10 protein-coding genes are annotated in these 14,533 nt (G+C 72.3%); 1 reads left to right on the top strand and 9 read right to left on the bottom strand.

All coding sequences use genetic code 11. The features are described from left to right. Positions 1 to 71: 71 nt before the first annotated feature. The 9 genes from BMX97_RS17060 to BMX97_RS17020 all read right to left on the bottom strand — a co-directional run bounded on the left by BMX97_RS17060 (position 72) and on the right by BMX97_RS17020 (position 12,894). Positions 72 to 1,403: a polysaccharide biosynthesis/export family protein gene (locus tag BMX97_RS17060; protein WP_091752545.1), complete on the bottom strand. Its 1,332-nt coding sequence runs from the start codon at positions 1,401 to 1,403 to the stop codon at positions 72 to 74. Continuing rightward, a complete protein-coding gene (locus BMX97_RS17055; protein WP_091752544.1) occupies positions 1,400 to 2,830 on the bottom strand; it encodes a lipopolysaccharide biosynthesis protein in 1,431 nt (476 codons plus the stop codon). The genes BMX97_RS17060 and BMX97_RS17055 overlap by 4 nt, the downstream gene beginning before the upstream one ends. Then, positions 2,827 to 3,909, bottom strand: a complete 1,083-nt coding sequence (locus tag BMX97_RS17050) for a glycosyltransferase family 2 protein (protein WP_177202261.1) — start codon at positions 3,907 to 3,909, stop codon at positions 2,827 to 2,829. The genes BMX97_RS17055 and BMX97_RS17050 overlap by 4 nt, the downstream gene beginning before the upstream one ends. A 38-nt stretch (positions 3,910 to 3,947) precedes the next feature. Further along, positions 3,948 to 5,306, bottom strand: a complete 1,359-nt coding sequence (locus BMX97_RS17045) for a GumC family protein (RefSeq protein ID WP_091752542.1) — start codon at positions 5,304 to 5,306, stop codon at positions 3,948 to 3,950. 38 nt (positions 5,307 to 5,344) lie between these two features. Further along, complete coding sequence (locus BMX97_RS17040) at positions 5,345 to 6,196, bottom strand: glycosyltransferase (protein ID WP_091752541.1); 852 nt, start codon at positions 6,194 to 6,196, stop codon at positions 5,345 to 5,347. A gap of 11 nt (positions 6,197 to 6,207) precedes the next feature. Beyond that, positions 6,208 to 6,936 (bottom strand): sugar transferase, encoded by a 729-nt coding sequence (locus BMX97_RS17035; RefSeq protein WP_091752540.1) that lies wholly within the window; start codon positions 6,934 to 6,936, stop codon positions 6,208 to 6,210. Between the two features lie 786 nt (positions 6,937 to 7,722). Continuing rightward, entirely contained in the window at positions 7,723 to 9,297 is a 1,575-nt protein-coding gene (locus BMX97_RS17030; RefSeq protein WP_091752539.1) for a family 16 glycosylhydrolase, read from the bottom strand. A gap of 412 nt (positions 9,298 to 9,709) precedes the next feature. Beyond that, positions 9,710 to 11,065, bottom strand: a complete 1,356-nt coding sequence (locus tag BMX97_RS17025) for an HlyD family type I secretion periplasmic adaptor subunit (protein WP_244538478.1) — start codon at positions 11,063 to 11,065, stop codon at positions 9,710 to 9,712. Continuing rightward, entirely contained in the window at positions 11,062 to 12,894 is a 1,833-nt protein-coding gene (locus tag BMX97_RS17020; RefSeq protein ID WP_244538477.1) for a type I secretion system permease/ATPase, read from the bottom strand. The genes BMX97_RS17025 and BMX97_RS17020 overlap by 4 nt, the downstream gene beginning before the upstream one ends. 427 nt (positions 12,895 to 13,321) lie before the next feature. On the opposite strand from BMX97_RS17020, the gene BMX97_RS17015 reads away from it, so the two are divergent. After that, positions 13,322 to 14,401 carry an AraC family transcriptional regulator gene (locus BMX97_RS17015; RefSeq protein ID WP_091752537.1) on the top strand — a complete coding sequence of 360 codons (1,080 nt, stop codon included), beginning with the start codon at positions 13,322 to 13,324 and terminating at the stop codon, positions 14,399 to 14,401. Positions 14,402 to 14,533: the final 132 nt, after the last annotated feature.

Here is a 14,533-nt window from a genome sequence, read left to right as displayed (position 1 = left end):
CGGCACCTCGCCCGTGCGCCGCGCCGGCGGCGTTCCGAAATTCGGCGGCGGCCGCCCGGCGGACCGATGCGTCAGCGCGCGGCATCGGCGAGCGCTCCCGCCCTGGCGCCGACGACGAGCTGATCGGGCCGGATCACGACCTCGATCACGTCGTCCGGCTGAATCTCGGTTCCCTCCTCGACGGCGAGGCGGACGGTCCCGTCCGCGCCCTTGCGGTGGATCACGATGTCCGGGGCGCGGCCCGTGCCGCGCAGCTGCGCCTTCAGGGCACCGGTATAGAGCAGGCGCTCCCCGGCCGAGCGTACCTGCGCGCGCTCCCGCTCCATCTCCACCACCGTCGCCTGGAGGTTCTGGAGCAGCGCGGAGCGGTGCTCGTCGACCGTGCGGTCGAGGCGGCGTTCCAATTCGGCCAGCTCGCGCCGGGCCTGCGCCAGGCGCGAGGTCGCGTCGGTCTGCTGGCCCTTGAGCAGGGCCACCGCGCGCCGCTCCTCCTCCAGGCGGTAGGTCGGCGACAGGCCGCGGGCGGCGTTGCCCGCGGTCCGCTCGATCGACTGGACCTGCTGCTCCACGGTCGCCTGGCTCTCGCGCAGCGACCGTTCCAGGCCGGCCACCGACGTCTTCGTCTGGGCGACCAGCGCCTGGATCGCCTGGCGCTCCTTGCGGAAGTTGGCTGCCCGGGTGACGAGGTCGCGGGTCTCGAGGCTGGCGATCTGATCGATGACCCGGGGATCGACCGGCGCCTGTCGCAGGACGGCGAGATCGACGGTGTCGCCCTCGTCGATCTCGGCCTGGAGGCTCAGGACCCGCGCCTTGCGGCGGACGAACTCGACCCAGTGCGAATCGTACTGGCTCTGCATCTCGGGAGCCGCGAGAAGCGGGTTCTCGGCGCGGAAGCGCAGCGCATCGTAGCCGCCCGCCACCGCCACCGCGTGGCGCACCGTCATGCCGGGTCGGTAGGGCTGGGCGCCGGGGCGCGCGACGTCGCCGCTGATGTAGAACGGGCGGTGCTCGACGAGCTCCACCGTCACGTCCGGATTGCGCACGGTACCGCTGGCCTCGAGCCCGGTCGTCACCGCCTTGCGCAGATCCGCCAGGCTGAGGCCGGCGGCCTTCGCCTCCCCGAGGAAGGGCAGCGAGACGGTGCCGTCGATGTTGACGGTGACGCGGCGGCGGTAATCGGCCATGCCGAAGATCGCGACCTCGACGATGTCGCCGGTCCCGAGGCGATACTCGGCCAGGGCCCGGCCGCTCGCGAGCGGCAGCAGGGCGGCCCAGAGGCCGACCGCGACCGCGATACGGGGACCCCGGGACCGCGTCGCCCCGGCTTTGCCGGGGCTCCGACCTCGACCCGCGCGGGGCCCGCCCTCCGACGCCGCGGCGTCGGGTCGCCTGCCTGTGCTCATCGTGATGCCTCGCCGCTCGGGACCGGGATGGAGCCTGTCGCGCCGGGTGCGGCGCCGTGCAGCCAGAGGGCGGCCGCCAGCGCGAGGAGGCCGAGCAGCACCGCCTGGGTGGCGACGGCGCGCCGCGCGGCCTGCGGCGACAGGATGCCGGCGCGCCGGAAGATCCCGGCGAGGCCGACGAACAGGAACAGGCCGGTGCCCGCGCAGGCCAGGCCCTGGCCGGCGATGCCGGCGAGCGCGTCCCCAGCCGTCATCGCCGCGGCGAGGAGGACGAGCGTCGGCCCGAACACCCGCACCGCCTCGCGCAGCGGCGCGTCGGTCAGCACCAGGGCCATCGGGACGACCCAGGCGACCGTCCCCAGCGGCAGGCAGGCGAGGGCGAGCCAGACGGTCGCGCCCGCCGCCCCCTCGTAGCCGGGAAACAGCAGCGCGATCAGCGGCGCCGTGACGGGAATCGCCGCGAGCGCGCCGGGGGCCAGGACGAGGCTCACCCGCCGGAGCTCGCCCGCCAGGAGGTCGCTCCGTCCCTCCGGCGCACGGGCCATGGCGCCGAGGAGCTTGGGGTAGCGTACCTGCGCGACGGCGCCGACGATCGTCAGCCCGACCAGCGCGAGGTTCGCCCCGAAGGCGAAGAGGCCGAGCTGGTCGGGAGCCGACAGGAGCGCCGCGATCCACCGGTTGGCCGTGACGGCGATGAGCCAGAAGCCGTTGAAGACGAACAGCGGAAGGGCGGCCCGCACCATCGGGAGGACTACGGGGAGCCGCCAGGCGAGGGCATGACCGGGATGCGCGAAGGCGAGCGCGAGCAGCCCCGAGCAGAGAAGGAGGGCGGCAAAGCACCCGGTCACGCCGCCGATCAGCAGGCCGGCCAGCCGGGGCGCCGTGAGGCTGGCCTGCTGGAGCAGGGCGAGCAGGGCGAAATCCCAGTGCTGGCTGGTGGCCCGATAGAGCGAGGTCGGGGCGTGGGCGACCATGCCGAGCACGCCCGCGACCACCGCCAAGGCCGCATCCCCGGGCGCGAACCGTCCGCTCGCCACGGCGCCCGCGACGGCCAGCGGCGTGAGGATCACGATGGCCAAGAGGCCCAGGGCCCAGGAGGCCCGCAGCAGCTCGACCCCGCGGGCGGCCGCGGCCCCGGCATCGGTCGCACCGGCCCGCGCCAGGTCCCGGTCGGCGAGCTGCGACAGGCCGAGATCGGCGCGCGCCGCGTACTGGAACAGCGTCCCGAGCAGGGCGAAGGACCCAAAGGCGACCGGATCGAGGAGCCGCGGCACGATCAGGGTGGTGACCATGCTGAGCAGGCTGATGAGGCAGACGCCGACCGCGTAGGCGGACGGTCGCGCGAGGAAGGACAGGCCGATCCGCCGCCGCACGCTCCGGAGCACGGCGGACCGGGGCAGCTCGACGCAGTCGAGATCCGCGCTCACCGACTCGCTCTCCGCGGCAGGGCACCCGGCATCGCCACGGGCTCGGCCGCGACGGCTTCCGGGAAGCCCGGGGGGGCCTGGAGATGGCCGAGGGCGAGGAGCTGGGCGGAGGAGCGGTACGTGTCGCTGCCTTGATAAAAGAAGCTCAGGTCCGGCCGGGCCTCGGCGATGGCGCAGTAGCGGGCGTACTCGGCCGCGCCGTCCCAGTGCTGGCCGCGCCGCGCCTCGACAACGGCGCGGGCGTGGAAGTCGGAGAAGAACTTGAAGTGGAGCAGGGCGGCGGTCACGGGGGCGGGCCGGAACGGCGTCGTGGCGTGGTTGCCGGTCCAGTGCAGGCCCGGCCGCACCTTGAGAAGCGCGACCTTGCGCAGCTCCGGCGGCAGGGCCCGGCCCCAGGGCAGGCGCGAGAGGCCGAGCCGCTCGCCGAGCGGATGCAGGCGCAGCATCCGCCACGCCCGGCGTGCCAGCAGCCCGGCCGGGCCGACCTCCATGAACTCTGGGTAGAACACCCGCAGGCGCGGGCCGCCGACATACGCGACCGGGGCGGTGCGCGATCCCGGGCGGCGACGGCGCGCGTAGGTCCGGTCGAAATGCGGGCAGACGCTCAGGAACGGCAGGCCGGCGGTGTAGTGCGCCTGCCGGACCGGCCCGTGGCTGTACATGTCGAGCATCAGCGTCTCGACGCCCTCGCTCCCCATCGCATCGAGCAGCGCGCAGAACCGGGGCAGCCGCAGGGTCTCGCAGAACGGGTAGACCAGGAGCTCGTCGGCATCGACGAACAGGCACCAGCTGCCGACCGTCAGCAGGGCCAGGAGCGCGTTGATCCAGTCCATGCCGCAGCCGGCCTCGCGAAAGCTGTCCTGCGTCGTGAAGACGTGGCAGTCGGGCTGGGCGAGCAGCCAGTCGCGACCGCCGTCGGTGGACCCGTTGTCGACGACGAAGAACCGATCGACCCCGAGCTTGCGGTGATGCTCGAAGACGTGGGGCAGCCGGATCGCCTCGTTGCGCACGACCATCAGGGCGGAGACGGCCGAGCGGGCCGGCGAGATCGGATTTCGGTCGAGGCGCGTGAGCGGCATGGCGATCCTCTGGGCGGCGGATGGAGACGGGGCGGCACTCAGAGTTCGAGGAAGCGGCGGCCCCATCCCAGCAGCAGGCGCCCGTTCAGCGCCGCGCCCGCCAGGCAGGCGGCCAGCAGGGTCCCGAGAGCGTAGAGCGGCAGGCTGGGGAAGGCGGCCGCCCGCGGCATCTCGGGGCGCGACACCACCTCGACGTCGGTGCGTTGCGCCCCGCCGCTGGCGGTCTGCCCCTTCAGCCGGGTGAGGGCGTCGGACAGCGCCGTGCGGTCGTTGGCGGCCTCCTGCTGCAGGCGCTCCAGCACCATCGTGGCCTTCTGCCGCTCGGTCAGCGCGGCGCGGATGGCGCGAATCTGCGCCTGGAGCGCGGCCTCGCGCCGGCTCCAGTTCTCGCCCTCGGCGGTGGCGCTGCGGACGATGCGGCTCGACTCGGCGGCGATCTGCTCGGTGATGGCCCGCTGCTCGGGCGACATCACCACCGTCCGGCCGAGGGCCGCGCTGAGGCTCTGCTTGAGCGCCTGGATCGTGGTGGAGGCCAGCACCTCCGGCGCGCCGTCGAGGCCGTTCGACGCCTGCAGGGTCGCCAGCGTGGCGGCCCGCGTCGTCAGCTCGATCGACCGCGCCTTGGCGAGCGCCGCCTCCTGGCTGAGGGTGACGAGCTGCGCGTCCAGCGAGATCTGGTCGCCGCGATCGACGAGGCCGGAGCGCGCCATGAAGTCCTCGACGGACTGTGCGCTGTCCTGCTCCTTGGTGCGCAGCAGGGCGACGCGCAGCTCGAGCCACTGAAACAGCGACTCGGCCGCCTGGCGCTTGCGCGTGACTTGGTCGTCCAGGTAAGCCGACACCAGCGTCTGCGCGACGGCGTGGGCCTTGGCCGGGTCCGCGGACCAGAAGCCGACCCGCACCGTGTAGGAGCGCCGATCGCGCGCGACAACGAGGTGACGCCGGACCCGCTCCCGCAGGTCGGCCTGCGTCGGCGCCACCGGGCCGGGCGTCCAGCCGGTCCGGTGGGCGAGGTCCGCGAGCAGGGACGGGGTGGCGAATTCCGGATCGGCGGCGACGGCGTGGCGCTCGATGACGGCGTCGATCACCGAGGTCGCCGAGACGAGGTCCATCTCGGACTGCACGGCGTTGTCGTCGAGCGGCTGGCGCATGGCGAGCGCCGAGTCGGACTGTCCCTCCCGGTCGGTCGGGCGCAGGATGACGCTGCCGATCGCCTCGAAGCGGCGCGGCAGGACGGGCCAGGCCGCTACCGCCACGCACAGGACGAGGAAGAAGCCGGTCACGAAGCGCCGCAGGACGGCGGCGTCGACGTGCGCCTCGCGCCTCAGCAGGTCGCCCGGCATGAAGCGGATGGTCTGCCCGACCGGCGGGAGGCGGCGCGATGTCAGATCGTCCACGGGGATGGCCCCTTCCTATCGGGTCGACGGGGGAGCGGTCAGGTCCGCGCCAGGGCGTAGAGCCTGTTGCGCAGCCCGCCCGAGATCAGCCGGAACACCGTGTAGAGCGCGGTGATCACGAGGAACTGCCGGGTGTCGAGGAAGCCGGCGCGCCGGCAGTCGAGCCGGAACCGGACCTCGTTGAGGGCGTAGCGCAGCCCGCCGCGGCGCCGGCGCTGGTCGAGGCTGGCCCGGATATGCACCAGCACCTTCGGGATGACCCGGAAGCGGGCTCCGCGCAGGGCGAGGCGCACGAACAGGTCGTAATCCTCTAGCAGTCCGTACTTGGCCCGGTAGCCGCCGACCGCGCGCAGGGAGTCCGTGCGCACGAAGATCGTCGAGTGCTGGATGACGTTGCGCCACCGCAGCGCGGCGATCAGCGCCTCGTGCGTCACCGGGGCGACCTTGAGGCGCACCGGCCCGCCGCCGTCGAAGAACTCGTCGTTCCACGAACAGAGGAAGTCGCTGTCCGGCGTCTGCATCGCGCAGCGGGTCTGCAATTCGATCCGGTCGGGCAGGCAGAGGTCGTCGCTGTCCATCCGGGCCGTGTAGTCGCCGGTGCAGCGCGCGAGCCCGGCATTGAGGGCGTGGGCGAGGCCGACGTTGTCGGGCAGGCGGAGGACGTCGAGCCGGGCGGCGTGAGGGCCGGCCGCGTGGCGGGCGACGACCGCCTCCTGGTCGTCGCCGACCGGACCGTCGAGGACGAGCACCACCTGGTCGGGCAGCACGGTCTGCGCCCAGAGGCTGTCCAGCGAGGCCTCGAGATTGGCTGCGGTCTCGCGGGCATAGGTGGACATCAGCACGCTGACGCCGGGCCGCCCCGGCAGGGCGGCGGGGAGGGGAGCCGGCATGACGGGCCCCCTCACTTGGCGCCGCAGCGGCGCAGCACCGCCCGCGGCGTGGCGAGAAGGATCCAGAGGTCGAGGCGCAGGCTCCAGCCCTCGATATATACACGGTCGAGGGCGACGCGGCTGTCGTAGCCGAGGTCGTTGCGCCCGCTGACCTGCCACAGGCCGGTCATGCCCGGCACGACGCCGGTATAGAGGCGGGCGACCGGCCCGTACCGCGTCAATTCCGGGCGCGTCACCGGCCGCGGCCCCACGAGGCTCATCTCCCCCCGCAGCACGTTCACGAGCTGCGGCAGCTCGTCGAGGCTCCACCGTCGCAGGACGGCGCCGATCGGCGTCACGCGCGGATCGCGGTCGAGCTTCTGGCTCAGGCACCACTCGTCGTTGGCGTGCGGATGATAGGAGAGGTACTCGGTGAGGCATTCCGCGGCGCCGGGGATCATGGTGCGGAACTTGAGGCAGTCGAAGCTGCGTCCCCCCTGGCCGATGCGGCGGTGGCCGTAGAAGACGCTACCGCCGTCGAGCGAGACCAGCGCCGCGATCACGAGGAAGAGCGGCGAGAGCAGGACCAGCAGGCAGGCCGCCCCGCAGACGTCGAGCGCCCGCTTCGCTCCTTGGGCGAGCTGATGGGAGGTCGGGCTCGCCGGCGGGCCGATCAGGCCGACCGGCGCCGGACTCCCGAGCAGGTCCGCCTTGGTTATCCGATGGCGATCGATCTTCGTGTGCGCCGATTGCTCGTTCATCCGATGTCCTCCCGGTATCCGGAGAGGTCAGGGAGCGCCCGCCGCCGAAGGAATGCGGACACCCGGTCGTACGGCGCGGGGAGTGTGCGGCCGGCGAAGCCGCCGCACTCTGTCCACGCTTGGCACTGTACAGAACGTTCCCGCGGGATGCCGAAGACCGATTCAGATCTTCTTAAGGGATTTCCTGTATTCCGGCCCCTGACGCATGCCGATGGGGCCAATAGGGCCAGGATGGCGGCAATTCGCAATCTATGCTGAAGCGGTAGTTCGGGCGCGCACGGCGTCGCGCCGCGAAGGCGGGCGATGGCTGGCCGGATGTCCGATCCTCGCGGGTCGCGCGCCGGACCCTGCTCCCCTTCGCTCAGGCGACGAGGCGAGCGACGGCCCTTCCGTTTCGGTCCGCGTTCGAGTTGGAGGCCGAAGGGCCAGCCCCGTTCCCGGCCTCATCCCGAGGGACTAGTCGATTCGCGATCACCCCCCCCGCGACCGGGGGTTTCGGATGGCGCCCGGCCTGCCGGGGCGTCCTACCTCGAGGCCAGCCCCCTCCGGTGGAGCGCGATCGCCGATCCCCGGCCCTTCGCCGCCCGGGACGGGAGCGCAGATGACACGTCCACCGCGATGACGGCTTCACCGGACGGACAGGCCCCCGAATCGCGCCCGTTTGTCGGGATGAGGGCGACGGCATCCCCCGGATGGGACAAAGCCCCGGGTCCGCTCGGTCCGCCAGGCCCCGTGCCGGCCCGGCGCGGTGTCCCGCGCCGGGCCTCGTTCCGCCTGCGCGCGCGCTCAGGCGAACATCCAGTCTCCGTGATGGAGCTGCGAGGGCAGGACGTGGTCGATCGTGGTCAGCGGGACGGGACCGCTGCCCCCGGCGTCGAAGGCGACGTCCGTTCCCCCGGCACCGTTCTGCGTCAGCGTCAGGTGGTGGTCGGCGAGCGGGTCGGTGCCCGCATAGCCGGTCGACTTGAGCAGGTTGCGCAGGTCGAGCGTGTCGGTGCCGGGCTGGAAGTCGGTAACGTGGCCGGCCTGCCACGGCAACTCGTCGAAGCGGAAGCTGTCCGCCCCCGCGCCCCCGGTCAGGGTCGCCGGCCCGTGCTTGGCCACCAGCGTATCGTCGCCGGCCCCGCCGGACAGGTGGGCCTCGTTCCAGGCCGAGGCCAGGATGTTGTTGTTGCCGGCATTGCCAGTGCCGGTCTGCGGTCCGCTGCCGTTGAGCTGCAGGTTCTCGACGTGGTCCGGCAGGGTGTAGCTCGTCAGGGTGGTGCGCACGAGGTCAACGCCGCCATTCGCCGCCTCGGACACCTTGGTCGCGGGATTGGCGACCATGTAGGTGTCGTCGCCCGACCCGCCCGCCATCGAGACGGTGCCCCAGCTGCCGACGAGCAGGTCGTTGCCGGCACCGCCGGACAGGGCCGTCCCCGCCGACGCGGTGACGGTGTGGGTGGGATCGGCCGTCCAGGGAAGGTCCGCATGCACCGGGGCCGCGGCCTGCCCGGCCGCAGCCGGGGCCGCGACCGGATCGACGGCCGACGATGGCGCGAGCGCCGCCGTGGCGGTGGACTGGGACGCGGAGCCGGTCGTGTCGGCCGGCGGAGGCGTGCCGCCGCCGGGCATCTCGGAATAGGCCCGGACGTAGTCGATCAGCATGTGGTTCGTGCTGCCGTCCGGCTGCCCGGCCCACTGGCCGCCCGCCGCGAGGTTGGCCAGCATGTACATCGGCTGGTGCATGTCCGCCGGGGTCGGCGCCTCGTAGACCTGCTTGCCGTCGAGGTACCAGGTGATCGTGTCCGGCTGCCAGTCGACGCCGTAGGTGTGCATGCCCCCGCTCGACAGCCCCGGCACCTCGGTGGCCTTGTTCACGAACTGATGCCCGTTCTGGTCCCAGTGCACGGTGGTCACGAGCGAGTTCGGCGAGGAGCCCACGACCTCCATGACGTCGAGCTCGGGCGGCCACGCACCGCCCTCCTGCAGCAGCCAGAAGGCCGGCCACATGCCCTGGCCGGCCGGAATGTCGGCCCGCATCTCGAAGTAGCCGTAGGTCTGGCTGAACGACTTCTCCGAGTTCACCATCCCGGAGGTGTAGTGGTAGCCGTTGACCAGCGACTGGGTCGCCGCGTCGGCGGGAGCCTCCTTGATGTCCAGGACACCGTCATGGACCGTGTAGGTCTGGAGATTGGCGGTCGGGGCGTAATCGGCGTTGACGTACCATTCCGCTTCGCCCTGGGAGGTGTTGGTGCTGCCGTTGGCGGCGCCCCAGGGATAACCTGTCCCCCACTTGGCCGTGTCGAGCGTCTGACCGCGGAACTCGTCCGAGAAGGTCAGCGTGGCAGTGCCGGCGAGGTTGTTGGGATCAATAGCCATGAATGTCCTCGTGCGGCCTCGTTCCCGGCGGGACGCCGAGGCCGGATCGTACGTCTGGGAAGAGCTCCGGAAGCCGGCGAGGACGGCGGAGACAGGTCTCGGTCGTCCAAGCCTCCATCAAGCCTCGATCAAATCGGTCTTGATCGAATGAGTCTTGGCCGTGCCAAGCCTGGCCGCAGCGGCGGGTCCTGGCCTTGCCGGTCGCTGCCGGCCGCGCCCGTTCCGGCGCCGTCGCGTCGAGGGCTGGCCGGGGCGGATCGTCCGGAGATCGCGGTGTAGAGGTCGGCGGCGCGATCCGTAGCGGATCGCCGTGTCGGGAACCGGGTATCAGGCGAGCGGCATGGAAACCTCCTCCGTTCGTGGCGGGAATGCCGCGCGTCCGCCAGGGCGTGGTCGCGCGGAAAGGGGGCGGTCACTTCTCCCGGAAGGCCCGGGCGACCTGATCGGCGAAAGGCTTGGTGACGTAGCTGAGGACGGTGCGGGCCTGCGTCTGGACGAAAACCTCCACCGGCATGCCAGGCGCGACCTTCACGTCGCCCAGCCGCGCGAGCTGGTCGTCCTGCACCGCCACCCGCGTCGTGTAATAGGCCTGCCCGGTCTTCGGATCGGTCGTGACATCGGCCGAGATCATCGCCACGCTGCCCTCGATCTCCGGCGTCGTGCGCTGGTTGAGGGCCGAGAAGCGCAGGATCGCCCGCTGTCCCGGGTGGGTCTGGTCGCGATCCTGGGGCGGCAGGCGCGCCTCGACGGCGAGCCGGTCCTGCGCGGGGACGACCCGCATCAGGGTCTCGCCCGCCGCGACGACGCCGCCGACGGTGTGGACGGCGAGCTGATCGACGACGCCGTCCTGGGGGGCGCGGATCTCGACCCGGCTCAGCTGGTCCTGCGCCGAGACCTTCCGCTCGACCAGCTCGGCGACGCGGTTCCAGATCTCGCTGAGGTCCTGGCCGACCTTGGTGCGCATGTCCTGGTCGAGCTGGATCAACTGCAGCCGCGTCTCGCTGATCCGCCCGCGGGTCTGCGCCACCTCGGAGACGAGGGCGCCGCGCTCGCCGCGAATACGCACGAGGTCGCGTTCCAGGGCCGTCACCCGCTGGATCGGGATCAGCTTCTTCTCCCAGAGCTCGCGCACGCCCCTGATCTCGCCCTCGATCAGCTCGACCTCGCGGGCCTTGGCCTCGATCTGCTCGGAGAGGCCTTTGACCTGCTCCTGCGACTGCGCGATCCGCTCGGCGAGCTGCGCCTTCTGGCCGTCGAGGGCCGCGCGACGGATCGCCAGCAGGCTCTCCTCCGCCTCCATCACCCGGCCCGCCTCCGCCTTCCGGGCGAGGAGCTCGGCCGGGAAGGTGATCGCCGTCGCGTCCGCCTGCTCGGCCTGGAGGCGGGCGCGGCGCGCCAGGGCCTCGTCGAGGGCGTTCGACACGATGGCGAAGTTCGCCTGGAGCAGGGTCGCGTCGAGGCGGACGAGCACGTCCCCCGCCCGCACGGCGCTGCCGTCTCGCACGCGCAGCTCGCCGACGACGCCGCCCGACGGGTGCTGGACCTTCTTGACCTGCGACTCGACGACGAGAAGGCCCGAGGTGACGACCGCGCCCGAGAACTCGACCCGCGTCGCCCACACACCGACGCCGAGGACGAGGGCCGCGAGGCTCGCCGAGGCCGCGACGAGCTGCCCGCGCAGCCGCCGCGCGGTGGCCGGGCTCAGGGCATCCAGGGCCGCCGGACCGGACCCGGCCGGGGAGGGGGACAATGTTCCAAGACCGATCACGAGACAGCTCCCGCGGTGTGCGCTCGGGGCGCGGAGGAAGCCTGCGGCGAGGCGGGGACTTGCGGCGAGGCGGGGACTTTCGGGAAGGCGGGGACTTGCGCGGCCGACCCGCCGGCGGGCGGCACCGCCTTGAGGGTGTGGGCGAAGACCGTCTCCTTCGGTCCCACGGTGAGCATCCGCCCCTCGCCCATCACGAGCACCCGGTCGACGGCGGCCAGGGCGCTCGGGCGGTGCGCGACGACGACGACGATCCCGCCGCGGCGGCGCACCGTCATCAGCGCGTCGGTGAGCGCCTGCTCGCCCTCGCCGTCGAGGTTCGAGTTCGGCTCGTCGAGGACGACCAGGAACGGGTTGCCGAACAGGGCGCGGGCGAGCGCGATGCGCTGGCGCTGCCCCGCCGAGAGGTCGGTGCCGCACTCGCCGATCCTGGTCTGGTAGCCGGCTGGCAGGGCTTGGATCATCGTGTGGACGTTGGCGGCGCGCGCCGCCGCGATGATCGCCTCGGCGCCGGCATCGGGGCGGAAACGGGCGATGTTGGCGGCCACGGTCCCCGGCAGAAGCTCGGATTCCTGGGGCATGTAGCCGATGTGCCGGCCGAGCGCGTCCGGATCCCAGTCGCCAAGCGCCGATCCGTCGAGGCGCACCGTCCCGCGCACCGGTGCCCAGATCCCGACGAGCAGGCGGGCGAGGCTGGACTTGCCCGAGGCGCTGGCGCCGACGATGCCGAGGCCCTGGCCGCTCTCGAGGGTGAAGCGGATGTCGACCGCCGTCAGCCGCGCCGCGCCGGGCGGGGCCGCGCTGGCGTTCTCGACGCTCAGGACCGCCCGCGGCGCCGGCAGCGCCATCCGCGGCGGCGCCTCGGGGGCCGCGAGCAGGGCCGTCAGGCGCCGGGCACTCTGGCGGGCGAGGGCGAAGCCCTTCCAGTGTCCGATCGCCTGATCCACGGGGGCGAGGGCGCGGGTGGCCAGGATCGAGCTCGCCACGATCACGCCGCCGGTGGCGTCCTGGCGCAGCACCAGGCAGGCCCCGAGGCCGAGGACGAGCGACTGAATCAGCATCCGCAGGACACGCGAGAGCGCCCCGAGGCCCGCCGTCGTCGCGGCGACGCGCTCCTGATGGCGGCTGTAGGGCCGGCTGGCTCGATCCCAGACCCGGGTCAGCTCCGGCAGCATTCCCATCGCCCGGACGGCCTCCGCGTTCCGGCTGAGGCAGGCGACGACGTGCAGGCGGGCGCCGCCCGCCGCAACGGCCTCTCGCGTCGGTCCGCACACCGCGGCCTCCGCAACCAGCGTCAGCCCGATCATCAGGAGGGCGCCGACGAGCACCGCCGCCCCGATCCAGACGTGGAACAGGAAGCACAGGGCGAGATAGATCGGCAGCCACGGCAGGTCGAAGAACACGGCGGGACCGCCCCCCGTCAGGAAGGCGCGGACCTGGTCGAGGTCGCGTACCAGCTGCGCGCCGTCGCTGCCGAGGGAGGCCTCGCCCGGCCGCAGGAGGGTGGCCCGAAAGGTCCGCTCGCTCAGCGCCTCGTCAACGTGCGCGCCGACCGTCAGCAGGAGCCGGCCCCGGATGAGGTCGAACAGGCCGTGAAAGGCGTAGAGCAAAAGGATCAGGGCGGTGAGGCCGGCCAGCGTCGCGAGGCTGTGGCTCGGCAGCACCCGGTCGTAGACCTCCAGCATGTAGAACGAGCCGCTCAGCGCCAGCAGGTTCAGCACGCCGCTCAGGAAACCGACGACGAGGAGCGCGGTGCGGCAGGGTCGGATCACCTCGACGAGCGCATTGCCTTTCGCCCGGTGCAGTCCCCGGCCGATCAGGTCGAAGGCCATGGCGACACGATCGGATATTCTGTCTCTATTTAGATGTATCGCCATCGATCCCATTGACCTCCATTCTCAAAAAAGATGATATTTGCCCAATTTATATTTCGGATTCATCATAATTCATGTTATTAACTTCTGATCGAAAGATGGCGTGGCTTGGGCTCCGTCGAGGGCCGGGTCGGGATTTCTCGCCAAAATTCCGGCAAAAGCGGCCAAGCTGGCCGGTCCGGCCGCGCCGGGCCGCGGGCCCCCTCGTCCCCCCTTCGGGACCCGGCGATAGCGCGAAGGTCGTAGACGGCTTTGGCGATTGCGCGGATGTGGTCGGGACATCGATCATGCGGCGGTGAGGTTGGCCGTGCCCCGCACGCCGCCGGCGCCGCCTTTGCCGGCGCGAGGATGGCGCGGCCTTTCCGCGCCGGCGAAAGGGCGCGCCATGGTCGAGACCCCGATCGGCCCGTCGTTGGCTCCGCGCGAGGCGGATCCGGGCTCGGCCTCCTCGCCGCTCGCGGACGCCACGCTCGCCCGGCTCGCGTGCAGGCATCTCCTCGCGAGGGGGCGCCCGGCCCGGGCTCTCCTGCGCGAGGCGGGGTTGCCGCCCTCCGTCATGGATCAGCCCGAGACGGTCGGCGCGATGCAGCAGGCGAGCTTCCTGGAACTGGCCGCGCGCGACCTCGGCGACGACCTGCTCGGCTTCCACCTCGCCGAGACCGTCGACGGTCGGGTGTTCGGCCCGTTCTTTCACCTCCTGGCCTCATGCACCGATCTGGGCGAGGCCCTCGCAAGGCAGGCGCGCTACCTCGCGACGGTGAACCGCGCTCTGCGCTGCCAGATGAGCGGGGGCGCGGCGCCGGCTTCCGCACCCGTCGCGCTCGACCTCGCCCTGGAGGGCGTCGACCGGGCGCTCGCGGGGCAGGAGATGACCTTCTGGGTCACCTTCCTGGTCCAGATGGCCCGGACGCTGACGACGCTGAACCTCGTGCCGGTTCGCGTCGCCTTCGTGCACACGCCCCCGGCCGGCACCGGCGAGATGGCCGAGTATTTCCGGCGCGAGCCCGTCTTCGGGGCCGCAGCGGACGGCGTCGCCTTCGACGCGCAGGTGCTGGCCCTGCCCCTGATGCGCAGCGATCCCTACCTCAACGCCTTCCTGACGGAGTTCCACGAGGACCGGCTGGCGCGGGAGGCCTCCGCCTCGCCCGCCCTGACGGCCCGCATCGGCGACGTCCTCGCCCCGCTGCTGGCCCAGGGCGAGGCCCGGCTCCTGACGGTCGCGGGCGAGTTCGGGATGAGCGCGCGCACCCTCGGGCGGCGGCTGGCGGAGGAGGGCGTGACGTTCCGGGTGGTCCTCGACCGCCTGCGCGCGGACCTCGCGACGCGCTACGTGCGGGACACGACCATGCCGCTGTCCCAGGTCGCCTGGCGCCTGGGCTACAAGGATCCGAGCGCCTTCATCGTCGCGTTCAAGCGCTGGACCGGAAAGACGCCGTCTGCCCTGCGGCGCGAGACGCGCGCCTGAACCCGGCCGCCCGGGCGTCACCATCCCCGAAGGTCCTACCCCTTGCGAGGGAATTGCGGCCCGCTCGAACCCGTTGCCACTCTGTAACCGTCGAGACGGCAACCGGGAGCGTCTTCAGCACCGGCCCACCTC

Origin of the sequence: Methylobacterium sp. ap11, assembly GCF_900110515.1 — a bacterium.
GTDB classification, from domain to species: Bacteria; Pseudomonadota; Alphaproteobacteria; order Rhizobiales; family Beijerinckiaceae; genus Methylobacterium; species Methylobacterium ajmalii.
The sequence above is the reverse complement of the archived record's forward strand: the minus strand, read 5'-3'. Positions and strand labels throughout refer to the sequence as shown.